Raw genomic sequence first — 24,578 nt, forward strand, 5'->3', positions numbered from 1 at the left:
CCATTCTCACAAGCAGGTCCGCGCCCGCGTCGAGCACGTCTTCGCGCGCTTGAAGACCTGGAAGATCCTTCGCGACTGCCGCCTGAAGGGCGACGCGGTTCACACAGCGATGCTCGGCATCGCCCGCCTGCACAACCTGCTCCAAGCCGCGTAGCCGATCCACGCCGCCTCGAATCGCGGCATCACCGGCCCCTCAGAGATCAATTGCGGGACAGTCCTTAGGGTGCTGATCAAGGAAATCCACTGCATGGACCGACCGTAGCCATTGCCGCGATGCCCGCTGACCGCGAGTCGGTGCTCTTTTGGCTCCGCCCGCAATCAGGTGCCGCGAATTCCATCGCCGGCATCTCAATTTCCGGTCCATGCAGCCCCGTTCGCGGGCGTTGAGGCGAGGTGCTCAGCCGTCCCCGCATCGGTTGCCTGACGCCCATGAACACAGGTGAACGCCCCTGTGCACGGCCGGTGTCGTGCAGGCTCGATTTCACGCGTGATGCGCCGCCTGGCTGGAGGAGCCGATGGGGCCCGAACGCAATAGCAACACGTATTTCTCGATAAACATTCGTGAATTTAATTCTGGTTCGACCAGCGCGGTGAAAGATGAAATCGACAAGCTCGCCGGCCACCTTTCCTTTGGCGTGCGTGCTTGAATGTGGGCGAACCGCCTTTCGGAGTGCATAGAAAATCAGCGACTGGAGAATACGTGGCGGCGATTTCCGCAGTGAAGCTCTCTCGGTGTACGCGCACTGCATCATTGTCCCTGGTGGCGCTTGCCATCACGAGCGCTCCACCGACCGCTCAAGCCCAGGACCTGGGCAATCCGGGCATCCCGCAGGCCCCGGTCACGGTGTTCGTCGAGGACTTCGAACACAACACGGGCGCCACCCCGACTTTCCTGGAGGACTACGTCGGGGCTCCGCCGCTCGACGAGAGGTACACGGCCGACCCGCCGTGGCTTGACCACGGACAGTGCAACGGCATCATCCTGGACCAGGCCGGTGCCGACCAGCCTGCCTGCCGGTGGGTGCGGTATCTGAAGGACATGGCCAACGCACTGGGGCAGGTAGGCGGGACGAATCCGCCGACCAACCACGCGGTGTCGGCGTACAGCGACACCGTGAGCCCTGGCGCTGACCGCGTGGAGTTCCGGACCGAGCAGCCGATCCCGATCGCCAAGCCGAATCGCTACATCACCTTCGCGGTGGACGTGGCTGCGGACAATTGCCAACTCGCGAATCCGCTGCTGAAGTTCTACCTGACCGGCAGCGGCCCGGACATCCCGACCTTCACCACGCCCATCAATCCCTGTACCGACCCCAAAGCCAAGTCCTATCCCGGAGGAATGAGAGGGCTCAAGGCCGGGTCGTTCGCCGGCGACAGGGCTGTACTGTTCAGCGGCACCGAGTTGGGCATCAAGCTGCTCAACGGGCAGGGCGCCTCGTTCGGTAACGACCATGCCTTCGACAACATCCGGATCCTGGATGCGACTCCCCGGCTGGACAAGGCGTTCAGCCCCGCCACGATCGATCAGCGGGGCATCTCGACGCTCACCATGACGGTGACGAACACCAGTGAACTGGCGGCGAAGGACGACTTCGGCTTCACCGACCGCCTGCCTGCCGGGGTGAGGGTGGCCTCGAACGCGAAGACATCGACGACCTGTGGCAACGGAACGGTCTCCGCGGCGGCGGGGGGTTCGTCCGTCGGTCTGGTCGGTGGCGACCTGGCCGCCGGGCAGAAGTCCTGCACGGTCACGGTGGATGTCACCGCCGGCAAGGCGGGTACCTACGTCAACCGCCCCGCAGCGATCACCGCGGTCGGCCTCGACCTCCCGGACCCCGCGACCCTCACCGTCAGGAGGAAGGCCGCAGCCGTGGGCACCGCGACGGGCTCGGGCGGTTTGCTGTCCGGCAATGTCGTACAGGTACCGGTGGACATCCCTGTCAACGCCTGCGGAAACACGGTGAATGTCATCGGACTGCTCAACCCGACGGCGGGAAACGCCTGCGTCAACGGTTAGTACTCCAGTCTGGTTTTCCGATCTTGTGACCCTACCCGGCCGAGAACGGGCACGGCCACCGCGTGATCATCGGTTGGTGTGTGGACAAGCGAAGATCGTGCGGTGGCCGCTGGCCATAGCGTAGAACGCGCCCGCTGGCGGGCGATGTTCGGCCAGGCCATGTCCCGGATCGCGTGCCGGCTCGGCCGAGTTGAGCCGAGGGCGAGTGCCCGCGCCTACCTGGTCGGGCTGCCGCGCAGCGCGGGCCACGGTGCGAAGGGCCCGCGCTACTACGACTGGGCCTGGATCCACATCGGCACCGGCAGCCACCGCCACCTGCTCATCCGCCGCAACCGCACCACCGGCGAACTCGACCTTCTACCTGTGCTGAGTCACCCATGGTCACCCTTGCGGAGCTGGTCCGCGTCGCCGGTGTCCGCTGGAGCGTCGCGGAGTGCTTCCAGGCCGCCAAGGGCCAGGTCGGACTCGATCACTACCAGGTCCGCAACTGGACCTCGTGGCACCGGCACATCACACTCGCCATGCTCGCCCTGGCGTTCCTGACCGCCGTCTCCGCCAGCGCGGCGCCCGAGCGACCCGCACAGATGGCCCATCTCACCCGCGCTCACCCTCCGATCAAGCTGACCGTCCCGGAGATCCGACACCTACTCGCCGCCGTCTTCAACGCACCAGCCGTGTCAGCGGCCAAGCTGCTGCACTGGTCCAACTGGCGGCGCCAACACCTAGCGGCAGCCCGCCGCAGCCACTACCGACGACGCTCCGGCGACGAACCGACCCGATAGATCACGAAACCGCACTGGAGTACTAGGAGGCCAGGGCCCGGTGCGGCCGGCGTAGTCCTTCGATGAGGAGTTCGACCAGTCGGCGGGCGTCGTAGCGGGGGTCGTTGTCCGCGCCGACGCAGAGGTTGCCGACGCCGCGCATGAGTTCGTAGGCCTCGATGTCGGAGTCGATCTCGCCCGCGGCCGCCGCGGCTTCGAGCAGTTCGGTGCAGACGGGCACGAGGCGGTCGAGGAAGTAGGCGTGCAGCGTGTCGAAGCCGGCGTTGTCGGACTGCAGTACGGCGGCCAGTCCGTGCTTGGTGACCAGGAAGTCGACGAAGAGGGTGATCCATTCCCTCAGTGCCGCGTACGGGGTTGCGCTGCTCGCCAGCAGGGCCGGGCCCGCGTCGGCGCAGGCGTCGACCTGGTGCCGGTAGACGGCGATGATGAGGTCCGCCCGGGTCGGGAAGTGGCGGTAGATGGTGCCGAGCCCGACCCCGGCCTCGGCCGCGATGTCGCGTACCGGCGCATCCACGCCCGACCGGACGAATACGGCGGCGGCCGCCTCGAGCAGCGCCTCCTTGTTGCGCCGGGCGTCCTTCCGCTTGGACGGGGCCGCCCGTCCCGCCCCCTCGTCGCTGTCGCTCACCGTGCCGCTCCTTCCCAGCCGCCCTTGCAAAAGCGGAACGCTGTTCCGTATTGTTCCGGAACGAGGTTCCGTTTACTCATCATGTCAGAGCGGGGGCCCGGCACCAAGTCATGCCCTGTCGCCCTGCACCACCCTCGACGGAGGACCACAGTCATGCAGTACCGCACCTTGGGCCGTACCGGAGTGCAGGTCAGCTCCCTCGCGCTGGGCGCGATGAACTTCGGCCGGATCGGGCGCACCACCCAGGACGAGGCCACTGCCATCGTCGACGCCGCCCTCGAGGCCGGGATCAACGTCATCGACACCGCCGACATGTACGGCGACGGCGAGTCGGAGGAGATGGTCGGCAAGGCCGTCGCCGGCCGCCGCGACGACATCGTGCTGGCCACGAAGGCCACCATGCCCATGGGTGACGAGCGCAACCACCGGGGCAGTTCGCGCCGCTGGCTGGTCACTGCGCTGGACGACAGTCTGCGCCGCCTCGGTGTCGACCATGTCGATCTCTACCAGATCCACCGGTGGGACCCGAACACCAGCGACGAGGAGACGCTGTCGGCCCTGACCGATCTGCAACACGCGGGAAAGATCCGGTACTTCGGCTCTTCCACCTTCCCCGCGTACCGCATCGTGCAGGCGCAGTGGGCCGCCCGGGAGTACCGCCTGAGCCGTTACGTCACCGAGCAGCCCAGCTACTCGATCCTGCAGCGCGGCATCGAGAGCCACGTCCTGCCCGTGACCGAGGAGTACGGGCTCGGCGTGCTCGTGTGGAGCCCGCTGGCCTCGGGCTGGCTGTCGGGTGCGGTCCGCGCGGGCCGGGACGTCGCCACCCACCGCTCGGCGTTCATGCCGGAACGCTTCGACACCACTCTCCCCGCCAACCGTGCCAGGCTCGACGCCGTAGAGCGGCTGGCCGAGGTCGCCGACGAGGCCGGACTGACGATGATCCAGCTCGCACTCGGCTTCGTGACCGCGCACCCCGCCGTGACCAGTGCGCTCGTCGGCCCCCGCACGCCGGAACACCTGCACGCGCAGCTCGCCGCCGCGGACACCGTGCTCTCCGCCGACGTGCTCGACGCGATCGACGGGATCGTCGCCCCCGGCACCGACCTGGCCCCGCACGAGAAGCACGACACTCCGCCCGCGCTCCTCGACCCGTCACTGCGGCGCCGCTGATCGCTCGAAGTCGCGGGCGTCCGGGGAGGAGGTGTGACGGGCCTCGCTGTACGCAACGCGTCACCGCCTTGACAGGTGACGATGCGGGATGTGAGTCTGGCATCCGCAAGGTGGGAAGCCACCGACTGAGCGGAGGATGGCCATGGAAAGCCAGAGCGCCGTGGACAGTGCTGCTGCGGCACGTCAGGCACGGTTCGGCAAGTTGCCGGAGCGCATTTCCTTCGAGGACATGGTCGAAGAAGAGCAGGCGACGTCGAACGACCCGGCGAGGGACGCCTACAACCCCGAAGGAACGTGGATGTCCTTCTCCTGTCTGGCCGCCGACCTGGGCCTCTGAGCCGGTTCTTGGCCGAGTGCCTTGCTCGGCGGCTGAGTTCACAGAGCGTCGCCGGTCGCCCTCGCGAAGGGGGGCGGCCGGCGACGGTGCGGCTCAGGCGGAGATGCCGGATTCGGTCCGCTGCTTCGTGAGATCGGGGGAGGTGGTGGCGGATCGCCGCAGGGCGGGGCTCGTGCCGTGCCTGGGGTGTACGGCTGATCAGTGGTGGGCGGGTGCCTCAGAAGGCGTGGAACTCCTCGAAGGGCGGCTCGAACGAGGGGTCGGGCAGGCGAAGAGCCCTGCAGCGAGTCCTCGGTTCGGACCGGGAGTCGGCGGCGCCCGTCGTCACGGTTTCGCCGGGGAAGGCGTCCGGAATCACCGTCCACCCCAGGTTCCGCTCGTAGTAGCGCACGGCGGTTCGCACGGACGGCGCCCAGGAGTCGTCGACCACGATCAGCCCGCCGGGCCGAACGATCTTTCGCAGGAAGTAGAGATCGACGAAGACTTCATGGAACCGGTGACTGCCGTCCACGAACGCCGCGTCGGCGCGGAGACCCTCGGTGAGCAGTCGGGGGAGCGCGATCGATGAAGGGGTGGGCATGAGCGAGGCGATCGAATCCAGCCCGGCAGAGCGCAGCAGATCCCAGCCTGCGTTGGACCAGTCACGTTCTTGGAACGGGTCGATGATGATGTGCCGGGGCTGCGGCGGATTCACAGTGATCAGCGCCTCACCGATCGCGAGAGCGGAACTGGCGTACGCGAGACCGATCTCGACGACCGTCTGCGCGCCTTCGCGGACCAGCAGGTCGCGCAGTTGATCACACTCGCGCTCGGGCACGGTGACCGTCTCGAAGTCCGCCTCGCGGTCCCGCGTCCACGCAGGCCCCTCCTGTGCGAGCCGACGGCGTACCTCGCGGACCCGCGTCCTGCGTTCACGCATCGAACCGTCCCTCCCCCCGACGCCGATGCTCCGGCTTCGCAGCCTAGCCGCTTGCCGTGGATCGCTCAGGGCCGATCCCGCCGGCGACGTTCACGACGTGCTTCGGGCCCAGATTTCCGTGAACTTGTCGAGCAGTGCGGCCGCCGCCGTCACATCGTCCGTGAGCGGTCGGTCGGCCGGGTCCTCGTCGAGTACCGACTCGGCGAGCGCCAGGGCCCGGCCCACCGGAAGATCCGGGTCGGGCCTGAGGTCGCGCAGCCGCAACGCGCGGACGGCCGCGACGAGTTCGCAGCCGACGACGAGACGGTACGCGCCGCACGCCCGCAGGGTCTGACGTGCGGCGAGCGAGGCGAAGCTGGCCTGTTCCTCGACGCCCCGGGAGAGCACCGCGTGCCCGAGCGAGGCCGGCGCCGAGAAGGCCCGCACGTCGCCGAGGGCGGCCCCCGCGGCGTACTCGAGGATCATCACTCCGGAGGAGGCGGGCTCCTGGTCGGCGAGGAAAGGCCGCAGGCGGGTGTAGGCGGGCTCGTTGAGGGTCGACAGGCGGGACGTGGACAGGCGCGCCACCTGGGTCACCGCCAGCCGGAAGTGGTCCAGTGCCAGGGCTAGTTGGGTCAGGTAGAAACCGCCGTGGTGGTAGGCGGCCATGTCCTCGGGAGAGATGAGCGGGTTCTCGGCGGCCGCGTTGATCTCGACGGCGAGGACCTGTTCCAGGGCGTCCGCCGCGTCCTGCGCGGGGCCGTGGATCTGGGGCAGGCAGCGGAAGCCGTACGGGTCCTGGATCCGGCCGAGCGGCGGGGACGGCCGTTCCGCCGCGCCGATCAGCGCCCGCATCCGCCGGGCGACCTCGGCGCTGCCCCGGTGCGGGCGGGCCGCGTGCACGGGGGCGGCGAAGGGCTCGTGCGACCCGTCGACCGCGAGCAGTGACAGCGCGGCGACGACCTGGGTGGCGCCGATGAGGCCGCGCAGTTCGTGCAGGGCCAGGGCGGCCTGAGCGAGGGTGAGAGCGTTGCTGCTGATGAGCGCGAGCGCGTCGTTGTTGTCGAGGGGTTGCGGCTCGGGGGCGCGGACCACGGCCGTCTGGGACGAACCCGCCCAGGACGTTCCCGGCTCCCGCCAAGGCCGCTCCCCGGCCAGCGCCAGGCCCACCTGTGCCAGCGCGGCTATGTCGCCCGTTCCGACCGAGCCGAACTCGTTGACGACCGGGTGCACTCCGGCCTCCAGTGCCTCGCACAGCGCGGTGATCACGCCGGGCCTCAGGCCGGCGCCTCCGGCCAACAGCTGGTTGGCGCGTATGGCGAGCATGGCGCGCACCTGGCGGGCCGGAAGTTCCTCGCCGATGGCGCCGGCGTGGCTGCGCAGCAGGCGCAGGCCGTGTCCGGCGGCGGCCTCGGTGGGCACGTCCTCGTTCCGGTTGGCGCCGACACCGGTGGAGCGGCCGTAGACGCGTCCGGTCGCCGCGATCTGCCGGGCAGCGTCCCAGGACTCGGTCACACGTTTCATCGCCTCGGCACCGGGGACCGGCCGCGCAGCCCCGTCGGCCAGGCGCACGACGTCCGACACCTCGAGAGCGGTTCCGTCGAGGATCACGGATCCGGAGTACACGAATCCGGATGCGTCCACCATGTGAGACGACATGAAGCCCAAACTCCCCTCAAACCGGACTTTCGATCTTGCCCATCGGTCATTCGTTACTTGGGATTAACGCCGACCTGTTGACAAGCTATTCACATACCGAGAACTCTGCATGACGTTATGCAGCCGGGCAAGGGACATCTCATGATCCAGTTCGACGCGGTCCACAAGCGCTTCCCCAACGGCACGACAGCAGTCCATGATCTCTCCCTGGAGATGCCGGAGGGCGGCGTCACCGTTCTCGTCGGCTCTTCCGGTTGCGGCAAGACGACCACCCTGCGGATGATCAACCGGATGGTCGAGCCGACATCCGGCACCATCCGGGTAGGGGGCAAGGACGTCACCCGCCAGGACGCCGCCGAGCTGCGCCGGTCCATCGGCTACGTCATCCAGCAGGCCGGTCTCTTCCCGCACCGCACAGTGCTCGACAACATCGCCACCGTCCCGCTGCTGCTCGGCTGGAACCGGCGGAAGGCACGGGCCCGCGCCGCCGAACTCCTGGAGACGGTCGGTCTCGCCGCCGACGCCGGCAAGCGCTACCCGCACCAGCTCTCCGGTGGCCAGCAGCAGCGGGTCGGTGTCGCCCGCGCGCTGGCCGCCGATCCGCCGGTGCTGCTGATGGACGAGCCGTTCGGTGCGGTCGACCCCGTCGTGCGCACCCAGCTCCAGGACGAACTGCTGCGACTGCAGAAGGAGTTGAGCAAGACCATCGTCTTCGTCACCCACGACATCGACGAAGCCGTCCGCCTCGGCGACCAGATAGCGGTCTTTCGCACCGGCGGCCACCTCGTCCAGTGCGCGTCCCCCGCGGAACTGCTCGCGCGCCCCGCCGACGACTTCGTCGCCGACTTCCTGGGCGCCGAGCGAGGGCTGAAGCTGCTCTCGCTGAAGACCCTGGCGGACGTCCCGCAGAGCCCCGCCCCGGAGGGCGGCACCTGGACCCTGGCCCTCGACGCGGCCCGCAGGCCCCTGCACTGGGCCTCCAAGGACGCCGGGGAAGCCGTACTCCCCGTCCGCCCGCTCAAGGACACCGACTCCCTGCTGTCGGCCCTCAACGAGTCGGTCGCCTCCCCCACCGGCCTGGTCGTCCGCGTCGACGCGGACGGCGTCCTCACCGGCGTCTCGTCACGGGACGACATCCACGCGCACGCGAGCCGTGCGCACGCCGAAGTGAGCGTGGCCGCATGACGACCGACTGGTCCTGGATTTCCGGCCACACCGGCGACCTCATGAGTCTCACCCTCTCCCACCTCCAGGCCGCACTGACCGCCGTCTTCCTCGGCCTGCTGATCTCGCTGCCGCTCGCGGTGGTCGCCCACCGGATCCGCCCCCTGCGCGGTTTCCTCCTCGGCGTCTCCAACGTGCTGTTCACGATCCCGTCGATCGCGATCTTCGTCCTGCTGCTCCCGGTGAGCGGACTGACCCGCACCACGACCGTGATCGGCCTGACGGTCTACACGCTGGTCGTGCTGCTGCGGAACACGGTCGAGGGCCTCGACTCCGTGCCCGCGAGAACGAAGGAGGCCGCGAAGGCGATGGGGACGCGCCCGCTGCGGACGCTGCTCACGGTCGAGTTCCCGCTCGCCCTGCCCGTGATCATGGCGGGCGTCCGCATCGCGACGGTGATGTCGATCTCCCTGGTGTCCGTCGCGACCTACATCGGCGACGGCGGTCTCGGCCAGTTGTTCACCGACGGCTTCCAGCGCAACTTCCCGACCCCGGTGATCGTCGGAGTGGTCCTCACCCTCCTGCTCGCCGTCGTCGCGGACGCCCTGCTGGTCGCCCTCCAGTACGTCCTGACCCCGTGGCGGAGGCGGCGAGCCTGACATGTACGAACTCTTCAAGAACCTCGGCACCTGGCTGACCAGCGCCTCCCAGTGGTCCGGCCCCGACGGCATCGCCCACCGCCTCGCCGAGCACCTCCAGTACTCCCTGCTGGCCACACTCATCGCGGCCGCCATCGGCCTCCCGCTCGGCCTGCTCATCGGCCACACCGGCAAGGGTGCGTTCATCGCCATCAATCTGGCGTCCTTCGGCCGGGCGCTCCCGACCGTCGGCCTGGTCGTCCTGGTCTTCCTGGCCGGCGGCCTGTCGATGCTGCCGGTGTACGTGGCGCTGGTCGCCCTCGCCGTCCCGGCCATCGTCACCAACACCTACGCCGGCATGACGGCCGTCGACCCGGACGTGAAGGACGCGGCGCGCGGGCAGGGCATGCGCGGCCACCAGGTCCTGTTCCAGGTGGAGTTGCCGCTCGCGCTCCCGCTGATCACGACCGGCCTGCGCCTGGCCCTGATCCAGGTCGTCGCCACGGCGACCATCGCCGCCTACGTCTCCTTCGGCGGCCTGGGCCGCTACGTCTTCGACGGACTCGCCCAGCGCGACCTCGTGCAGGTGCTCGGCGGCGCGGTGCTGGTCGCCGTGGTCGCCGTCGTCCTGGACATCGCCCTCGCCGGCCTCCAGCGCTTCCTCTTCCACCCCCACTCTCGACTTCGCTCGAGCGGGGGGACCCCCAACCGCACTGCCTAGGGATCCGAACCATGAATCGTCGCGCTCTCCTCGGCGGCCTCTTCGCAGCCGCCTCCGTCCCGGCGCTCTCCGCGTGCGCGAGCGGCATCACCTCCCTCAACGGCCAGGGCACGTCCACCGCCGGCGGAGGCTCCAGCAAGGGCGGAGTCACCATCGGCACCGCCAACTTCACCGAGAACCAGGTCCTCGGCTACCTCTACGCGGCCGTCCTGGACGCGGCCGGCGTCACGACCAAGGTCCGCCCCAACCTCGGCACGCGCGAGATCGTCATCCCCGCCCTGAAGGCCGGCGACATCGACCTGCTCCCCGAGTACCAGGGCGCTCTGCTCAACTACCTCGACCCGAAGGCCACGCCCACCGAGGAGGGCGCGATGCAGAACGCCCTGACCCTCGCGCTGCCGGCCGGCCTCCAGGTCCTGCCGTACGGCATGGCGGAGGACTCCGACGCCTTCGTCGTCACCCGCGAGACCGCGGACAAGTACGGCCTGACCTCCCTCGCCGACCTGAAGAAGCAGAACGGCAAACTGGTCATCGGCGCCGCCCCCGAGGTGAAGAAGCGCCAGGTCGGCGCGGTCGGCCTGAAGAACGTGTACGGCGTGGAGTTCAAGGAGTTCAAGTCGCTCGACTCCGACGGCCCGCTGGTCAAGGGCGCCCTGAAGAAGGGCGACGTGGACGTGGCGAACCTCTTCACCACCGACACCGACATCAAGGCCAACGACTGGGTGGTGCTGTCCGACCCCCAGCACCTGATCCCCAGCCAGCACATCGTCCCGCTCATCGCCGACCGCAAGGCCGACGCCACCGTCCGCAAGGCCCTCGCCCGGCTCGGCAACGTGCTGACCACCGCCGACCTCACCGAACTCAACAGCCTGGTCGACAACGACAAGAAGGACCCCGAGGACGTGGCGAACGCCTACGCGAAGCGGCACGGACTGGTGAAGTAGCCCGTCGGCGGCTTGCCGGATCGCTCCTGACCCTAGAGCCAGTCCCGCCGCTTGAAAATCACGTACAAGCTGACGCAGACCACCCCCATCAGGCCGATCGCGAAGGGGTATCCGAAGCTCCAGCTCAGCTCGGGCATGTGCGTGAAGTTCATGCCGTAGATCGTCCCGACCAGCGTCGGAGCGAACAGGATCGCCGCCCAGCTCGAGATCTTCTTGATCTCCTCGTTCTGCTCGAACCCCGCCTCCGCCAACGCCCGCATCTCCGCGTTCTGCTGCTGGGTGACCAGCGTCGCGTTCACCGCCAGGATCTCCGTCAGGGCCTGGCGGAAGCCGTCCACGCGTTCGCTGATGTGGGTGACGTGGTCGGCGACGTCGCGCAGGTAGCGCTGGAGTTCCTCGTCCGTGCCGTACTTGGTGAAGCCGGCCATCAGGCCGTGCAGCATGCCCACCAGCGGCCGCGTGGCGCGCTGGAACTCGACCATCTCGCGGGAGAGTTCGTAGATGCGGCGCGAGACCTCGGGGTCCCCGCGGAAGACCTCCGTCTCGATCTCGTCAATGTCGTTCTGCACGCCCGCGACCACGGGTGCGTACCCGTCGACCACCGCGTCCAGAATCGCGTACAGCACCGCCTCCGGGCCCAGCGCCAGCAGTTCCGGCGACTCCTCCATGCGGCGGCGTACGGCCGACAGGTCCGGGGCCGCGCCATGGCGGACCGTGATCACGAAGTCCGGGCCGACGAACACGTGCAGTTCCCCGAAGTCGACCTCTTCCGGGGCGTCCAGATAGCGGGCGGCGCGCAGGACGACGAAGAGGGTGTCGCCGTACCGTTCCAGTTTCGGCCGCTGGTGGGCCTCCGTCGCGTCCTCGACCGCGAGCGGGTGCAGGTCGAACTCGGCGGCCAGGGAGTGGAGTTCGGACTCCGTCGGGCGGGCGAGGCCGATCCACGCCATGCCGTCCGGGGTGTCACGCAGCTCCCGGTAGGTGTCGGCGAGGGTGGCGGGGGAGGAGACGCGGACGCCGTCCCGGTACAGGGCCGCCTCGACGATGCTCGCCGGCTCCACCGCCTGCGCGGGCGCCGGGGCGGGACGGGGCACCAGGGGGTTTGCGGGCGGCGCCGTCTGGGGCAGGGCGCGGCGCCAGACGGACTTCCTGCCGCTCTTGGGGCTGTTGTTCTCCGGGGCTGGGCGGGCACGGCGTTCGGACATCGCGGTTGCTCCCGTCTCGAACGTACGTCTGTGTGATCACGGGGCAGGATATACGGGGCAAACGGTGCGCCGTTGTACAGGGCCGGGTCGGAAGCCGGATCGGCCGACCAGCCGGCGGTCGGGCCTCACGGAGCCATCTGCCTGGTGCGGAGCGCCGCCCGCAGATCACAACACGGACACAGCGTCACTCGAAGATCACTCAAAGTGCGCGTTCGGGTGCATGATTTCGGCCATCACCCGGCCTCCAAGGAGACCCATGCGCCGCCACACCATCTCCCTACTCGCCGCAGCCGTTCTCATGCTGACCGGATGCTCCAACTTGGGCTCGGGCAGCGACGGATCCTCGGCGCCGAGCCCCTCCGCGACGGCCGGAGCGGCCGACGACGCCGCCCGCGCGGAGCGGATCGCCGCGTGCACGAAGGCGATCGTCGCCGCGAAGAACGACACCGCGGACAACGGCCTGCCCCAGTGCGCGAAACTGTCGCCGGACGACTACCTCAAGGCGATCGAGGACGCGAAGAAGCAAGGAGGCGGCGCGCCGTAGAAGCGGATCGGCGACGTCTCGGCGTACGTCGTCGGTCGTAGCGGCGGGGAGCGGCCCCGACGGGCTTCCGGCGGGGCGCCGCCGAGCTGTTGCGGACAGCGGATGTCCGCAAGCCCCGCTACCGTCCCGGCATGACGAAGACGAGCCCCGCGGCACGGAAGGCCGACCGGTCCACACCCACTTCTGCCGTCCTCTCTCACCGCGCCCTCAACCGCGCCACCCTCGCCCGTCAGCTGCTGCTCCGCCCCTCGCCGCTGTCCGCGAAGGCGGCCGTTGCGCACCTGGCCGGCCTCCAGGCGCAGAACGTCAGGCCGCCGTACTACGCGCTCGCGGCACGACTGGAAAGCTTGGCGCCCGAGCACCTGTCGCGGCTCATGGCCGACCGCGGGGTCGTCCGGATCGTCACCCTGCGGTCCACCATCCACACCCACACCGCCGACGACTGCCTCACCCTGCGGCCGTTCGTCCAGCCCGCCCGCGACCGGGAACTCACCGCCTTCCGCAAGGGTCTCGCCGGCGTCGACCTCGACCGGCTCGCCGCCCTCGCCCGCGACCTGGTGGAGGCCGCGCCGCGCACCATGGCCCAACTGCGGGACGCGCTGCTCGCCGAGTGGCCGGACGCCGACCCGCATGCCCTCGCACTCGCCGCCCGCTGCCGGCTGCCCCTCGTCCAGGTCACCCCGCGCGGCCTGTGGGGCATGAGCGGCCAGGTCGCTCTCACCACCGCCGAGCACTGGCTCGGGCGCCCCGCCGAGCCCGCCCCGGAGCCCGACGCCGTCGTCCTGCGCTACCTCGCCGCCTTCGGCCCGGCCTCCGTGAAGGACATGCAGACCTGGGCGGGCCTGACGCGGCTGCGGGACGCCTTCGAGCGGCTGCGCCCGCGGCTCGTCACCTTCCGCGACGAACACGGCGTCGAACTCTTCGACCTCCCCGACGCCCCCCGCCCCGACCGGGACGCCCCGGCCCCGCCGCGCTTCCTGCCCGAGTACGACAACCTGCTCCTCTCCCACGCCGACCGCTCCCGCGTCGTGCCCCCCGGCCACAAGGGCCGCAACGCGGTGGGCAACCAGGCCTACCGCACCCTGCTCGTGGACGGCTTCCTCGCGGGCGTGTGGAAGCTGGAGGAGGACTCGCTCGTCATCGAGCCGTTCCGCGCTCTGACCAGGGCCGAGCGGGACGAGGTGGCCGAGGAGGGGGCGCGGATGCTGAAGGTGATGCACGAGGGTACGCCGTACGACATCCGGTTCGGTACCGTCGTCCCCCCACGCCCCTGACGCCCGGTCCGCGACGCGGTCCCGCGGCGCCTCGATCCGGCCGCCCGGTCACCGCACCGCCACCGCCACCGCCAGCCCAACCTCAGCCCCAGCAGGAGAATCTGCCACGGCACACCATGTGCGGCCCTCCCAACCTCGCCCATCCGACGGGCGGGTGGGAGCCGGGCCATGGAAGTGATGTGGAGAGGGGGGGGGGGGGGGGGGGGGGGGGCGGCGGGGGCGCGGCGCCCCCCCCCCCCCCCCCCCCCCCCTGGTATCAACCTGGGGTGTACCCCAGGAGCCTTCCGGGACTTACGTGTCGAACTGCGTGGTCACCGAGCTCTCCGCGCAGCCGTCGGCCCGGGAAGTCATCCCTGCCAGGACGCCCCCGGTGAGCGGGGGACCGCCGCTGTCGCCCTGGCAGGTGTCCATGTCGCCGGAGGGAGTGAGCATGCCCGTGGCGGCGGCAGCGGTCGCCACGGCGGCAGCGGCGGCCCTTCTGACGCGTTTCGGCCCGGACATGGGTCTCCTCGTGGGGTTGCCGGTGGGGGGTTCGCGCGAGTGGGGACCGGCCCCGGTGTGCCCCGGCGAGCGGCACGCCTTTACGCTAGAAGCCGGAGGCGTCCCCTCCCAATGAGGGAACGCCCTAGGCGAGTTGGGCAGGGAAAACCCTCGGTCCACGCGCGTGAACCGGTCAACGGGCCTGCCGCGTACGCTGGTTCAGCTCGCGCGGTGCCCGGCCGCCAGACGCACGATGTCCACCCGTGACCGGATGCCCAGCTTGCGGTAGACCCGGGTCAGCGTGGCCTCCACGGTCTTGACGCTGATGAACAGCCGGGCGGCGATCTCCCGGTTCGTCGCGCCCTCCATGACCAGCGCGGCGACCTGCCGTTCCGTCGCGGCCAGGCTGTCGAGGGCGGCCGTCGCGACCGGCGCCGGCCCCGCCGGGTGAGGCTCCGGCTTCGCCGGGTCCGTGACGGCGGCCGTCCCCACCAGGCGCAGCCACGGCATCGCCCGGCAACGGCGGAAGAGACGGGTCGCCTCGTCGTACGACGCCGGTCCCGGCCGCCCGGCGCGCAGTCCCGCGAGCGCATAGGCCGCCCGGGCCTCCTCGAGGCCGTAGCCGAGCGTCGCGAGCCGGTCCCGCGCCGCCGTCAACTGACGTTCCGCCGCGTCCACTTCGCCGCGTGCCGCCCGGGCCAGGGCCTCCGCCCGGTCCAGCACCGCCAGCACGCTCTCCCGCCGGAGTCTGAGCGCGTGGGCGCGGGCTGCGTCGATGACGTCCTGCGCCTCGGCCGGCTCCCCGACGCGTACGAGCGCCTCCGCCAGGTCGCCGTGCCAGCGGCCCCGGGCCGGATCGGTGACCCCGAGCCCCTCCTCCAGCTCCCTCACCCGCCGCAGGGACCGGACGCTCCCCGCCGCGTCCCCGGCCACCAGCTGGGCGTGCCCCAGTGCGGCCAGCGCCCGCGACAGGTAGATCACGTCGCCGTCCTCCTCGGCCCGCGCCACAGCTTCCTGGGCCAGCGTCAGCGCCCGGTCGGCCTCGCCGCCCGCCGCCTCCGCGAGAGAGGTGAGCATGGCGCTGGCGGCCTCCCCGATCCCGGTGTCCCGCGCCAGCCTGAGGCTCTCCCGCGCGAGGTCGAGGGCCCGCCCGCAGTGTCCGGCCCGCAGTTCGGTCTCGGCGAGCCCGCGCAGGAAGTGCACCTCGGCCTCGACCATGCCGCGCCGCCGCACCTCACGCAGCAGCGCGCTGACCGTCTTGCGCGCCTCGGCGAGCTGGTCGCTCATGATCAGCCAGCGGAACCGCACGGCACCGACGCCGTTGTGGTCGCACGCCACCCGCGCGTCCTGCGGTTCCCTCATCGCCCGCTTGATGGTGCGCGGTGCGTCCGGGTGCCCCATCAGGGTCTCGGCCTGCGCCTGGAAGGCCAGGGCCAGCAGCTCGTTGCGCCGGTCGCCGGCCCGCGCCGCCAGCTCCGCGGCGAGGGCGCCCTCCTGCCGGGCCCGGTCGAAGTCGCCCTCCACCAGCAGCGCCCGCCAGGCGAGCTGGTAGTGCACCAGGGTGAGCAGCCGGGGGTCGTCGCCCGCGTCCGCAAGCGCCTGGGGGAAAACCGCGTCGACCTCGGCCATCGCGTGCCCGGCGGCGTCGATCACCACCATCCAGGCCCGCACCCTGTCCGCCGGTTCCGTCGCCTGGGCCAGCACCTCGCGGGCGATGTCCCGGGCGAGGTCGGTCTCCCCGGCGGTCAGCGCGTCCTCGGCGGCCTGCAGCCGCCGCTCGTCCGGGCCCGGCACCGCGTCCGCGGGGGTGTGCCGGGCGGCGAGCAGCCCGAGCCCCGCCGCCACCGAGGGCGCGCCCCGGTCCCGGGCGGCGGACGCGGCCTCGGCGAGCCGCTGCGCCACCCGCGGATCCGTGCCGGTGGTCGCCAGCGCCAGGTGCCGGGCCCGCTCGATCGGGTCCGAGGCCGCCGTGGACAGCGCCGTGTGCACGGCCCGCCGCTCCTGGGCGCTCGCCTGCGCGTACAGCGCGGCCGATATCAGCGGATGTGCGAACCGTACGAAGGGTGCGTCCCGCTCCGTCACCAGCAGCCCGAGCGCGGCGGCCTGCGCGGTCTCCGCCTCCGCGTTGTCCCGGCCCGCGGCGCGCAGCAGGGCCAGTGTGGGCCGGGCCCCCGCGCTCGCCACGAGCAGGGTGCGGCGGGCCTCGTCGGACAGCGCCTCCAGCCGGTTGAGCACCAGCGTCCTGAGCGAGGTCGGCACCGGCAGTGGCTCACCGGGCCTCGGCGGAGTCGGGCTCTCGGCGAGGGCGCGGCCGAGCTCCAGAGCGAACAGCGGGTTGCCGCCGCTGGTGCGGTGGATGTCCCGCACGGTGGAGCGGGGCAGTCCCGTGTAGCCGCGGTGGTCGAGGAGCGTGGCGATCCGCGCGCGCGAGAGCGGGCCCACCTGAAGGGCGAGGGTGTCCGGCGGGGACGCGCTCAGATAGCGGTCGTACTCCTGTCCCTGCTCGGCGCGGGTGCGCACCGCGCACAGCATCTGCACCGGTGTGCCGCCGAGGCGCCGGGCGGCGAAGCCGAGGAGTTCGGTGCTGGCCGGATCCAGCCACTGCAGGTCGTCGGCGACGATCAGCACGGGACCGCGGGCGGCGAGCACACGGAGGGTGGAGAGGACGGCGAGCCGCAGCGCCAGTCCGTCCCGTTGCAGCGTGGACTCGCCGCGGCCGGTGAGCGCGGACTCCAGGGCGGTGCGCTGGGGGGCGGGGAGCCGGTCGGCGACCTCGTCCATGACGAGTCCGAGCAGGTCGGCGAGGGCCAGGAAGGGGAGGTGGGATTCGGACTCGGTCGCCGAGCAGCGCAAGACGGTGCGCACCGTTTCGCCGTATTCCGCGGCCAGCGTCCGCAGGACCGTCGACTTTCCTATTCCGGCGGGGCCGTGCAGCAGCACACTTCCCCCGTCGGTGAGCTGCCGGCGCGCTGCCGTGCACAGCTCCTCCCGGCCGATGACCAGGTCATGGTGGGGTCTCGCAGGCTCCTTGAAGTCCCGTCGCACGGTGCCGCTCCCCTCCGGGTGTCGTGTCCTGGCCAATATTAGGCGTCCTGTCATTGAAAATTCGGACGGCGGCATGGTGAGGGAAACAACAAGGTGTGACACGAGGGAATTCATCGGAGAACCGAATGAATCGTGAACTACAGATCTACGGGAGCAGCCCGGCCCGCCGCGCCGCCACCACCGCCTCCCATCTGCTGTGCGCGCCGAGCTTCCGCATCGCCGAGCGCAGATACCCCTTCACCGTCTCCGGGCGCAGCCCCAGCCGCTCGGCGGCCGCCGCGTTGGTCGACCCGACCGCCACACACGCCAGGACGTCCACCTCCCGCGGGGACAGCCCCACGTTCCCCGCCGCCGACCCGGGGGAGGCCGCCCCTGCCAGCCGCCCGCACACCTCGAGGAGCTCCGTCCGCAGCGCCGTGTCCTCCACCCGCTGGGCGAGCGCCCGCAGCGCGCCGTGCGCCTCCCGCACCTGCTCCCAGGCCGCCCCGGCCGGGCCCGGGGGCTCCCGCACCGCCGTCAGCAGGGTGCGCGCCTCGTCCCGGGCGACCAGCGCCTGCTCCACGTCCCGCGCCGCCTCCACCGCCGCGCTCAGCGTGCGGTCGCCCAGCGGCTGCGCCGTCCGCAGGGCGCCGTAGAGCACCCCCCGCACCCGGCGCCGTACGACGACCGGCACCGCGAGGACGGACCTCAGGCCCTCCGCCGCCACCGCCGCGTCGTACTCGTGGCTGATCTGCCGGGACGCCGAGTAGTCGGTCACCGCGCACGGCCGGGCCAGAGCCGTCACCTTGCCGCCCAGGCCGCTGCCGCAGACGACGGCGAGCGAGCTGAGCGCCGTCGTCGCGGTGCCGCTCAGTTCGCTGATGCGTATCTGCGGCCGCCCGGACTCCACCAGTCCGCCGAAGGCGACCGGCAGCCCCGTGACCCGCCGCAGCCGCACCAGCGCGCTCCGCATCTGAACCGTCTCGGCTGCGTCAACTGCCACGTGCTCGCCCCTCCGTCGCGGCGCACCCCCGTTCGGGGGTGGTGAGACCTGCGTCACCGATTACACGATGTGAGACGGCTGTCCGGCAATGAGGAGGACACATGACGGCGAACACCGCCGCGACGGAGGCGTTCCGCACCGCGCGGGACTTCCTGCTGGCGCACCGGGAGGACTACGCGACGGCGTACGAGGGCTTCCGCTGGCCGCGCCCGGCGTACTTCAACTGGGCGCTCGACTGGTTCGACGTCATCGCGGAAGGCAACGACCGCACCGCACTGCACATCGTGGAGGAGGACGGCTCCGAGGAACGCCGCACCTTCGCCGAGATGTCCGAACACTCCGACCGGGTCGCCGGCTGGCTCCGGGAGCAGGGCGTGCGCGCGGAGGACCGCGTCCTGGTCATGCTGGGCAACCAGACCGAACTGTGGGAGACCGCGCTGGCGGCGATGAAGCTGCGTGCGGTCGTCATCCCGGCCACCCCGCTGCTCGGCCCTGCGGACCTGCGCGACCGTGTCGACCGAGGACGGGTCCGGCATGTGGTCGTGCGCGCGGAGGACACCGGCAAGTTCGCCGAGGTGCCGGGTGACTACACCCGGATCGCGGTGGGCGGCGCGCCGGAGGGCTGGCGGGCGTACGAGGACGCGTACGCGGCCGACGCGGGCTTCGAGCCGGACGGGCCGACCCACGCCGACGACCCGCTGATGCTGTACTTCACCTCGGGCACCACCGCCCGGCCCAAGCTGGTCGAGCACACCCATGTGTCGTATCCGGTCGGTCATCTGGCGACGATGTACTGGATCGGCCTCAAGCCCGGGGACGTCCACCTGAACATCTCCTCGCCCGGCTGGGCCAAGCATGCCTGGTCGAACCTGTTCGCCCCGTGGAACGCGGAGGCGACGGTCTTCATCCACAACTACACACGCTTCGACGCGGCCCGGCTGATGGCGGAGATGGACCGCGCGGGCGTGACGACGTTCTGCGCGCCGCCGACCGTGTGGCGCATGCTGATCCAGGCCGACCTCACCCAGCTCGCCACCCCGCCGCGCGAGGCGGTCGCCGCCGGGGAGCCACTGAACCCCGAGGTGATCGAACAGGTACGCAGGGCCTGGGGGGTGACCATCCGGGACGGCTTCGGGCAGACCGAGACGGTCGTGCAGGTCTCCAACAGCCCCGGCCAGCCGCTGAAGACGGGCTCCATGGGGCGGCCGAGTCCCGGCTTCCGCGTGGAGCTGCTGGATCCGGTGAGCGGCGCGCCGGGCGCGGAGGAGGGTGAGATCGCGCTCGACCTGTCCGTTCGGCCGGTGGGCGTGATGACCGGCTACCACGGCGACCCCGACCGTACGGCCGAGGCCATGGCGGGCGGCTACTACCGCACCGGCGACATCGGCTCCCGGGACGCGGACGGGTACATCACCTACGTCGGGCGGGCCGACGACGTCTTCAAGGCCTCCGACTACAAGATCTCCCCCTTCGAGCTGGAGAGCGCGCTGCTGGAGCACGAGGCGGTGGCCGAGGCCGCCGTCGTACCGGCGCCGGACGAACTGCGCCTCGCCGTGCCGAAGGCGTACGTGGTGCTCGCCGCGGGCTGGGAGCCCGGCCCCGACACCGCCAAGGTCATCTTCGAGCACTCCCGTGAGGTGCTCGCCCCCTACAAGCGCATCCGCCGCCTGGAGTTCGGGGACCTGCCCAAGACCGTCTCCGGCAAGATCCGGCGGATCGAGCTGCGCGAGGCCACGGCCGCGGGTTCGCAGAACGAGTACCGTGAGGAGGACTTCCGGTGAGCGCCCTGTCGTACACGCACGGGACGAGCACGACGCCGCTCCTCGGTGAGACCATCGGCGCCAACCTCGACCGTGCCATCGCCGCGTACCCGGACCGCGAGGCCCTGGTCGACGTGCCGTCCGGGCGGCGCTGGACCTACGCCGAGTTCGGCGACGCGGTCGACGAGGTGGCGCTCGGGCTGCTCGCCAAGGGTGTGCGCAAGGGCGACCGGGTCGGCATCTGGGCGGTCAACTGCCCCGAGTGGGTGCTGGTGCAGTACGCCACCGCGCGGATCGGCGCGATCATGGTGAACATCAACCCCGCCTACCGCGCCCACGAGCTTCAGTACGTCCTGAGGCAGGCCGGGATCTCGCTGCTGGTCGCCTCCCTGGCCCACAGGACGAGCGACTACCGGGCCCTGGTCGACCAGGTGCGCGGCAGCTGCCCCGAGTTGCGCGAGACCGTCTACATCGGCGACCCCACGTGGGACGTGCTCCGGGCCGGCGCGGTGTCGGTCCCGCGGGAGCGACTGGCCGCCGTCGCGGACGAGTTGAGCTGCGACGACCCGGTCAACATCCAGTACACCTCGGGCACCACCGGCTTCCCGAAGGGCGCCACCCTCTCCCACCACAACATCCTCAACAACGGCTACTGGGTGGGCCGCACGATCGGTTACACGGAGCAGGACCGGGTGTGTCTGCCGGTGCCGTTCTACCACTGCTTCGGCATGGTCATGGGCAACCTGGGCGCCACTTCCCACGGGGCCTGCATCGTCATCCCGGCGCCGTCCTTCGAACCCCGGGCCACCCTGGAGGCCGTCCAGCAGGAGCGCTGCACCTCCCTGTACGGCGTGCCGACGATGTTCATCGCCGAGCTGAACCTGCCCGGCTTCGCGGAGTACGACCTGTCGTCCCTCAGGACCGGCATCATGGCGGGCTCGCCGTGTCCGGTGGAGGTGATGAAGCGGGTGGTCGGCGAGATGCACATGGAGCAGGTGTCCATCTGCTACGGCATGACGGAGACCTCCCCGGTCTCGCTGCAGACCCGGATGGACGACGACCTGGAGCACCGCACGGGCACGGTGGGCCGGGTCCTCCCGCACATCGAGGTCAAGATCGTCGATCCGGCGACCGGGGTGACCCTGCCGCGCGGCGCGGCGGGCGAACTGTGCACCCGCGGCTACAGCGTGATGCTCGGTTACTGGAACGAGCCCGAGAAGACCGCGGAGGCCGTCGACCCCGGCCGCTGGATGCACACCGGCGACCTCGCGATGATGCGCGAGGACGGTTACGTCGAGATCGTCGGCCGCATCAAGGACATGATCATCCGCGGGGGCGAGAACATCTACCCGCGTGAGATCGAGGAGTTCCTGTACGCGCATCCGAAGGTCGCCGACGTGCAGGTGGTCGGGGTCCCGCACGAGCGGTACGGCGAGGAGGTCCTGGCATGCGTGATCCCGCGCGACCCGGCCGACCCGCCGACCATCGAGGAGGTGCGGGCCTTCTGCGAGGGGCAGCTCGCCCACTACAAGATCCCGAGCCGGCTGCAGATCCTGGAGGCCTTCCCGATGACGGTCTCGGGGAAGGTCCGCAAGGTCGAGCTGCGGGAGAGGTACGCGGAACCGGCGTAGGGCTCCCGCGCGAGGGACGGTTCAGGCCAGGCCGGCGGCCAGATCGTCGGCCGGCCTGTTCACCGGCTCGGGGGTGCCGCTGAGATCGAGGACGAAGAGCGGGACGCCGAGGCGGTCGGCGGCGGCACGGGCGGCGTCGGTGTATCCCGCCAGTGAGAAGCACACGCAGCACACGGACTCCGACAGGGCGGTGAGCCACAGGCACTCCACGTCCCGCAGTGACGCCGGGCGCACGGTCGGCTCCACCAGCGCCCGCATCCCCTCCGCCCTGAGCATGACCCCGCTGGGCGGACGCTCCTGGGCCCGCCGGACGTCGTGGTGGCCGAGCCGGCGCAGACAGAGCGCGGCTGCGCCGATGGCGTCGGTGGCCGTGCGGATGGTGACGGGCTGGAAGACGGGACTCTGAGCACGCGGACCGCCCGCGTCGTCCCCGGCCAAACCCGGGCGTGGCGCCCCGTTCACCGGAGCCCCACTCACCGGGACACGCAGGATGGTCCCGCACGGGCAGTCCAGCTCCGGGCAGGGCCACTGGCCCTCACGGCCGCAACTCCCGCAGCGGACCGCGACCCAGTCGTCGTCCCAGGTGCGGTGGGTGACCACGGAGGGTCGCGAGAGGCGGTCCAGCGGCGGGGCGACGGGCGCGCCGCACACGCACGGATACGACGGCGCGGCGTAGACGTGCTCGCGCCGGCAGACCGGACAGGACACCGGCACGCTCTCGGGCATGGCTCCCATGGTGCGTCCGTGGACGCCCACTTGTCCCCGACTTCGGCGATCGCGTCGGCCTGGAGAGCCGTCTCTTGACGGCTCTCCAGGCCGTGCCTACATTGATTCCAGATAGCAGAAAGAATATTCCGCGATACGGAAGTAAGAAGTCGAAAGGCGCATTGGTGCTCGCCGCGGGGCGCGACGGGAGCGCGAGTCCGACAGCCGAAGCAGGAGTACTCCATGGCTCGTATGACCGCTGCCCGCGCGGCAGTCGAGATCCTCAAACGTGAGGGCGTCCGGGACGCGTTCGGCGTTCCGGGCGCGGCGATCAACCCCTTCTACGCCGCCCTGAAAGCGTCCGGCGGCATCCACCACACTCTGGCCCGCCATGTCGAGGGCGCGTCCCACATGGCGGAGGGGTACACCCGTACCCACCCCGGCAACATCGGCGTGTGCATCGGAACCTCCGGGCCGGCCGGCACCGACATGATCACCGGGCTCTACTCGGCGACCGGCGACTCGATCCCGATCCTCTGCATCACCGGCCAGGCCCCGACCGCGGTGCTCCACAAGGAGGACTTCCAGGCCGTCGACATCGCGTCGATCGCCGCGCCGGTGACGAAGATGGCCGTCACCGTGCTGGAGGCCGCGCAGGTGCCGGGTGTCTTCCAGCAGGCGTTCCACCTGATGCGCTCGGGTCGCCCCGGGCCCGTCCTCATCGACCTGCCGGTCGACGTCCAGCTCACCGAGATCGAGTTCGACCCGGAGACGTACGAGCCCCTGCCGGTCTACAGGCCGGCCGCGACCCGCGCCCAGATCGAGAAGGCCCTCGCACTGCTGAACGCCTCCGAACGTCCGCTGATCGTCGCCGGCGGCGGCGTCATCAACGCAGACGCAGCCGAACTCCTCGTGCGTTTCGCCGAACTGACGGGCATTCCCGTGGTCCCGACCCTCATGGGCTGGGGAGCCATCCCCGACGACCACCGGCTGCACGCCGGCATGGTCGGCCTGCAGACCTCGCACCGCTACGGCAACGCCACCTTCCTGGAGTCCGACTTCGTCCTCGGTATCGGCAACCGCTGGGCCAACCGCCACACCGGGCGCATCGACGTCTACACGGCCGGGCGGACATTCGTCCACGTCGACGTCGCACCCACCCAGATCGGCAGGATCTTCGCCCCCGACTACGGCATCGCCTCCGACGCGAAGGCGGCCCTGGACCTGTTCATCGAGGTGGCCGGGGAGCTGAAGCGGGCCGGCAGGCTCCCCGACCGCTCCGCCTGGGCCGCCGCCGCGCGGGAGAAGAAGGCCCGCCTTAAGCGCCGTACGCACTTCGACGACATCCCGATCAAACCGCAGCGCGTCTACGAGGAGATGAACAAGGCCTTCGGCCCCGAGACGCGGTATGTCACGGCGATCGGCCTCTCCCAGATCGCCGGCGCCCAGATGCTGCACGTGTACCGCCCGCGGCACTGGATCAACTGCGGCCAGGCGGGCCCCCTCGGCTGGACGATCCCGGCCGCGCTCGGGGTGGCGAAGGCCGACCCGGAGGCGTCCGTGGTCGCGCTGTCCGGCGACTACGACTTCCAGTTCATGATCGAGGAGTTGGCGGTCGGCGCCCAGCACCGGATCCCGTACATCCACGTCCTCGTCAACAACTCCTACCTCGGCCTGATCCGTCAGGCACAGCGGGCCTTCGACATGGACTTCCAGGTCAAGCTGGAGTTCGAGAACGTCAACTCACCCGAACTGGGCGTCTACGGCGTCGACCACGTCAAGGTCGCCGAGGGCCTCGGCTGCAAGGCGATCCGGGTGACGGACCCCGACGACCTGGCCCAGGCCTTCGAGCAGGCCAAGAAGCTCGCCGCCGAGTACCGGGTGCCCGTGGTCGTCGAGGCGATCCTGGAGCGCGTCACCGACATCTCGATGTCGACCACCAACGACATCAGCCAGGTGGTGGAGTTCGAGGAGAGCGTGTAGTCGCGCCT

At 70.8% G+C, this 24,578-nt stretch carries 22 protein-coding genes and 1 pseudogene; 15 read left to right on the forward strand and 8 right to left on the reverse strand.

From position 1 onward, the window contains the following. The 4 genes from ACFYZE_RS32715 to ACFYZE_RS32730 form a co-directional block, all read left to right on the forward strand. The coding region (locus tag ACFYZE_RS32715) for a transposase (protein WP_389002455.1) at nucleotides 1–154 on the forward strand (154 nt) is incomplete at its 5' end. A 361-nt stretch (nucleotides 155–515) separates the two neighbouring features. Then, on the forward strand, nucleotides 516–647 hold the full coding sequence (locus ACFYZE_RS32720; RefSeq protein WP_389002195.1) for a hypothetical protein: 132 nt from the start codon (nucleotides 516–518) through the stop codon (nucleotides 645–647). 53 nt (nucleotides 648–700) lie between these two features. After that, nucleotides 701–2,017 carry a chaplin gene (locus tag ACFYZE_RS32725; protein WP_389002198.1) on the forward strand — a complete coding sequence of 439 codons (1,317 nt, stop codon included), beginning with the start codon at nucleotides 701–703 and terminating at the stop codon, nucleotides 2,015–2,017. A 377-nt stretch (nucleotides 2,018–2,394) separates the two neighbouring features. Then, a complete protein-coding gene (locus tag ACFYZE_RS32730) occupies nucleotides 2,395–2,799 on the forward strand; it encodes a hypothetical protein (protein WP_389002201.1) in 405 nt (134 codons plus the stop codon). A gap of 22 nt (nucleotides 2,800–2,821) precedes the next feature. Here the strand turns inward: ACFYZE_RS32730 and ACFYZE_RS32735 are convergent, their stop codons facing one another. Continuing rightward, entirely contained in the window at nucleotides 2,822–3,427 is a 606-nt protein-coding gene (locus ACFYZE_RS32735; RefSeq protein WP_389002204.1) for a TetR/AcrR family transcriptional regulator, read from the reverse strand. A gap of 153 nt (nucleotides 3,428–3,580) precedes the next feature. Between ACFYZE_RS32735 and ACFYZE_RS32740 the strand changes: the two genes are divergently transcribed. Then, nucleotides 3,581–4,600 carry an aldo/keto reductase gene (locus ACFYZE_RS32740; RefSeq protein ID WP_389002206.1) on the forward strand — a complete coding sequence of 340 codons (1,020 nt, stop codon included), beginning with the start codon at nucleotides 3,581–3,583 and terminating at the stop codon, nucleotides 4,598–4,600. A gap of 142 nt (nucleotides 4,601–4,742) precedes the next feature. After that, nucleotides 4,743–4,937: a hypothetical protein gene (locus tag ACFYZE_RS32745; protein ID WP_389002209.1), complete on the forward strand. Its 195-nt coding sequence runs from the start codon at nucleotides 4,743–4,745 to the stop codon at nucleotides 4,935–4,937. Between the two features lie 217 nt (nucleotides 4,938–5,154). Here the strand turns inward: ACFYZE_RS32745 and ACFYZE_RS32750 are convergent, their stop codons facing one another. Together ACFYZE_RS32750 and ACFYZE_RS32755 are read right to left on the reverse strand one after the other, a co-directional pair. After that, complete coding sequence (locus ACFYZE_RS32750; protein ID WP_389002212.1) at nucleotides 5,155–5,856, reverse strand: class I SAM-dependent methyltransferase; 702 nt, start codon at nucleotides 5,854–5,856, stop codon at nucleotides 5,155–5,157. Between the two features lie 90 nt (nucleotides 5,857–5,946). Then, nucleotides 5,947–7,494, reverse strand: coding sequence for an aromatic amino acid ammonia-lyase (locus tag ACFYZE_RS32755; protein WP_389002215.1), 1,548 nt, complete (start codon nucleotides 7,492–7,494; stop codon nucleotides 5,947–5,949). Nucleotides 7,495–7,635: 141 nt separating this feature from the next. Between ACFYZE_RS32755 and ACFYZE_RS32760 the strand changes: the two genes are divergently transcribed. Genes ACFYZE_RS32760 through ACFYZE_RS32775 form a run of 4 tightly spaced genes read left to right on the forward strand, consistent with a single transcriptional unit; the run spans nucleotide 7,636 to nucleotide 10,961 of the window. Next, nucleotides 7,636–8,679 (forward strand): ABC transporter ATP-binding protein, encoded by a 1,044-nt coding sequence (locus ACFYZE_RS32760; RefSeq protein WP_389002218.1) that lies wholly within the window; start codon nucleotides 7,636–7,638, stop codon nucleotides 8,677–8,679. Continuing rightward, a complete protein-coding gene (locus ACFYZE_RS32765) occupies nucleotides 8,676–9,317 on the forward strand; it encodes an ABC transporter permease (RefSeq protein ID WP_389002221.1) in 642 nt (213 codons plus the stop codon). Before ACFYZE_RS32760 ends, ACFYZE_RS32765 begins: the two co-directional genes overlap by 4 nt. A gap of 1 nt (nucleotide 9,318) precedes the next feature. Next, on the forward strand, nucleotides 9,319–10,017 hold the full coding sequence (locus tag ACFYZE_RS32770) for an ABC transporter permease (protein ID WP_389002224.1): 699 nt from the start codon (nucleotides 9,319–9,321) through the stop codon (nucleotides 10,015–10,017). An 11-nt stretch (nucleotides 10,018–10,028) separates the two neighbouring features. Then, nucleotides 10,029–10,961 carry an ABC transporter substrate-binding protein gene (locus ACFYZE_RS32775; RefSeq protein ID WP_389002227.1) on the forward strand — a complete coding sequence of 311 codons (933 nt, stop codon included), beginning with the start codon at nucleotides 10,029–10,031 and terminating at the stop codon, nucleotides 10,959–10,961. Between the two features lie 32 nt (nucleotides 10,962–10,993). Here the strand turns inward: ACFYZE_RS32775 and ACFYZE_RS32780 are convergent, their stop codons facing one another. Next, nucleotides 10,994–12,166, reverse strand: a complete 1,173-nt coding sequence (locus ACFYZE_RS32780) for a magnesium and cobalt transport protein CorA (RefSeq protein ID WP_389002230.1) — start codon at nucleotides 12,164–12,166, stop codon at nucleotides 10,994–10,996. Between the two features lie 256 nt (nucleotides 12,167–12,422). On the opposite strand from ACFYZE_RS32780, the gene ACFYZE_RS32785 reads away from it, so the two are divergent. Together ACFYZE_RS32785 and ACFYZE_RS32790 are read left to right on the forward strand one after the other, a co-directional pair. Then, on the forward strand, nucleotides 12,423–12,710 hold the full coding sequence (locus ACFYZE_RS32785) for a hypothetical protein (protein WP_389002233.1): 288 nt from the start codon (nucleotides 12,423–12,425) through the stop codon (nucleotides 12,708–12,710). A 131-nt stretch (nucleotides 12,711–12,841) separates the two neighbouring features. Next, the gene (locus ACFYZE_RS32790; RefSeq protein WP_389002236.1) at nucleotides 12,842–13,984 is read left to right on the forward strand and encodes a winged helix DNA-binding domain-containing protein; all 1,143 of its coding nucleotides are present in this window, start codon (nucleotides 12,842–12,844) and stop codon (nucleotides 13,982–13,984) included. Between the two features lie 318 nt (nucleotides 13,985–14,302). Here ACFYZE_RS32790 and ACFYZE_RS32795 read toward each other — a convergent pair. The 3 genes and pseudogenes from ACFYZE_RS32795 to ACFYZE_RS32805 all read right to left on the reverse strand — a co-directional run. After that, nucleotides 14,303–14,404, reverse strand: a pseudogene (locus ACFYZE_RS32795) (trypsin-like serine protease); the annotation flags it as partial. Between the two features lie 279 nt (nucleotides 14,405–14,683). Further along, nucleotides 14,684–17,563 carry an ATP-binding protein gene (locus ACFYZE_RS32800; RefSeq protein ID WP_389002239.1) on the reverse strand — a complete coding sequence of 960 codons (2,880 nt, stop codon included), beginning with the start codon at nucleotides 17,561–17,563 and terminating at the stop codon, nucleotides 14,684–14,686. Between the two features lie 91 nt (nucleotides 17,564–17,654). Next, nucleotides 17,655–18,491: a response regulator transcription factor gene (locus ACFYZE_RS32805; RefSeq protein WP_389002242.1), complete on the reverse strand. Its 837-nt coding sequence runs from the start codon at nucleotides 18,489–18,491 to the stop codon at nucleotides 17,655–17,657. Between the two features lie 101 nt (nucleotides 18,492–18,592). Between ACFYZE_RS32805 and ACFYZE_RS32810 the strand changes: the two genes are divergently transcribed. Both ACFYZE_RS32810 and ACFYZE_RS32815 read left to right on the forward strand, forming a co-directional pair. After that, the gene (locus ACFYZE_RS32810) at nucleotides 18,593–20,272 is read left to right on the forward strand and encodes an AMP-binding protein (protein WP_389002245.1); all 1,680 of its coding nucleotides are present in this window, start codon (nucleotides 18,593–18,595) and stop codon (nucleotides 20,270–20,272) included. Further along, nucleotides 20,269–21,882: an AMP-binding protein gene (locus ACFYZE_RS32815; RefSeq protein WP_389002248.1), complete on the forward strand. Its 1,614-nt coding sequence runs from the start codon at nucleotides 20,269–20,271 to the stop codon at nucleotides 21,880–21,882. The genes ACFYZE_RS32810 and ACFYZE_RS32815 overlap by 4 nt, the downstream gene beginning before the upstream one ends. Nucleotides 21,883–21,903: 21 nt before the next feature. On the opposite strand, the gene ACFYZE_RS32820 is transcribed toward ACFYZE_RS32815, so the two are convergent. Then, nucleotides 21,904–22,617, reverse strand: coding sequence for a hypothetical protein (locus tag ACFYZE_RS32820; protein WP_389002251.1), 714 nt, complete (start codon nucleotides 22,615–22,617; stop codon nucleotides 21,904–21,906). 213 nt (nucleotides 22,618–22,830) lie between these two features. Here ACFYZE_RS32820 and gcl point away from each other — a divergent pair, with 213 nt between their 5' ends. Then, nucleotides 22,831–24,570 (forward strand): glyoxylate carboligase, encoded by a 1,740-nt coding sequence (gene gcl, locus ACFYZE_RS32825; protein ID WP_389002254.1) that lies wholly within the window; start codon nucleotides 22,831–22,833, stop codon nucleotides 24,568–24,570. The last annotated feature ends 8 nt before the right edge of the window (nucleotides 24,571–24,578 follow it).

Origin of the sequence: Streptomyces sp. NPDC001796 (assembly GCF_042892355.1) — a bacterium.
Classification (GTDB): Bacteria; Actinomycetota; Actinomycetes; order Streptomycetales; family Streptomycetaceae; genus Streptomyces.

Excerpts from the sequence above, each read along its gene's own strand:
- ACFYZE_RS32750 (WP_389002212.1), bottom strand. The coding sequence starts at position 5,856 with ATGCGTGAACGCAGGACGCGGGTCCGCGAGGTACGCCGTCGGCTCGCA.
- ACFYZE_RS32770 (WP_389002224.1), top strand. The coding sequence starts at position 9,319 with ATGTACGAACTCTTCAAGAACCTCGGCACCTGGCTGACCAGCGCCTCC.
- gcl (WP_389002254.1), top strand. The coding sequence starts at position 22,831 with ATGGCTCGTATGACCGCTGCCCGCGCGGCAGTCGAGATCCTCAAACGT.
- ACFYZE_RS32775 (WP_389002227.1), top strand. The coding sequence starts at position 10,029 with ATGAATCGTCGCGCTCTCCTCGGCGGCCTCTTCGCAGCCGCCTCCGTC.
- ACFYZE_RS32780 (WP_389002230.1), bottom strand. The coding sequence starts at position 12,166 with ATGTCCGAACGCCGTGCCCGCCCAGCCCCGGAGAACAACAGCCCCAAG.
- ACFYZE_RS32740 (WP_389002206.1), top strand. The coding sequence starts at position 3,581 with ATGCAGTACCGCACCTTGGGCCGTACCGGAGTGCAGGTCAGCTCCCTC.
- ACFYZE_RS32785 (WP_389002233.1), top strand. The coding sequence starts at position 12,423 with ATGCGCCGCCACACCATCTCCCTACTCGCCGCAGCCGTTCTCATGCTG.
- ACFYZE_RS32720 (WP_389002195.1), top strand. The coding sequence starts at position 516 with ATGGGGCCCGAACGCAATAGCAACACGTATTTCTCGATAAACATTCGT.
- ACFYZE_RS32765 (WP_389002221.1), top strand. The coding sequence starts at position 8,676 with ATGACGACCGACTGGTCCTGGATTTCCGGCCACACCGGCGACCTCATG.
- ACFYZE_RS32820 (WP_389002251.1), bottom strand. The coding sequence starts at position 22,617 with ATGGGAGCCATGCCCGAGAGCGTGCCGGTGTCCTGTCCGGTCTGCCGG.
- ACFYZE_RS32755 (WP_389002215.1), bottom strand. The coding sequence starts at position 7,494 with ATGTCGTCTCACATGGTGGACGCATCCGGATTCGTGTACTCCGGATCC.
- ACFYZE_RS32810 (WP_389002245.1), top strand. The coding sequence starts at position 18,593 with ATGACGGCGAACACCGCCGCGACGGAGGCGTTCCGCACCGCGCGGGAC.
- ACFYZE_RS32790 (WP_389002236.1), top strand. The coding sequence starts at position 12,842 with ATGACGAAGACGAGCCCCGCGGCACGGAAGGCCGACCGGTCCACACCC.
- ACFYZE_RS32760 (WP_389002218.1), top strand. The coding sequence starts at position 7,636 with ATGATCCAGTTCGACGCGGTCCACAAGCGCTTCCCCAACGGCACGACA.
- ACFYZE_RS32730 (WP_389002201.1), top strand. The coding sequence starts at position 2,395 with ATGGTCACCCTTGCGGAGCTGGTCCGCGTCGCCGGTGTCCGCTGGAGC.
- ACFYZE_RS32745 (WP_389002209.1), top strand. The coding sequence starts at position 4,743 with ATGGAAAGCCAGAGCGCCGTGGACAGTGCTGCTGCGGCACGTCAGGCA.
- ACFYZE_RS32800 (WP_389002239.1), bottom strand. The coding sequence starts at position 17,563 with ATGACAGGACGCCTAATATTGGCCAGGACACGACACCCGGAGGGGAGC.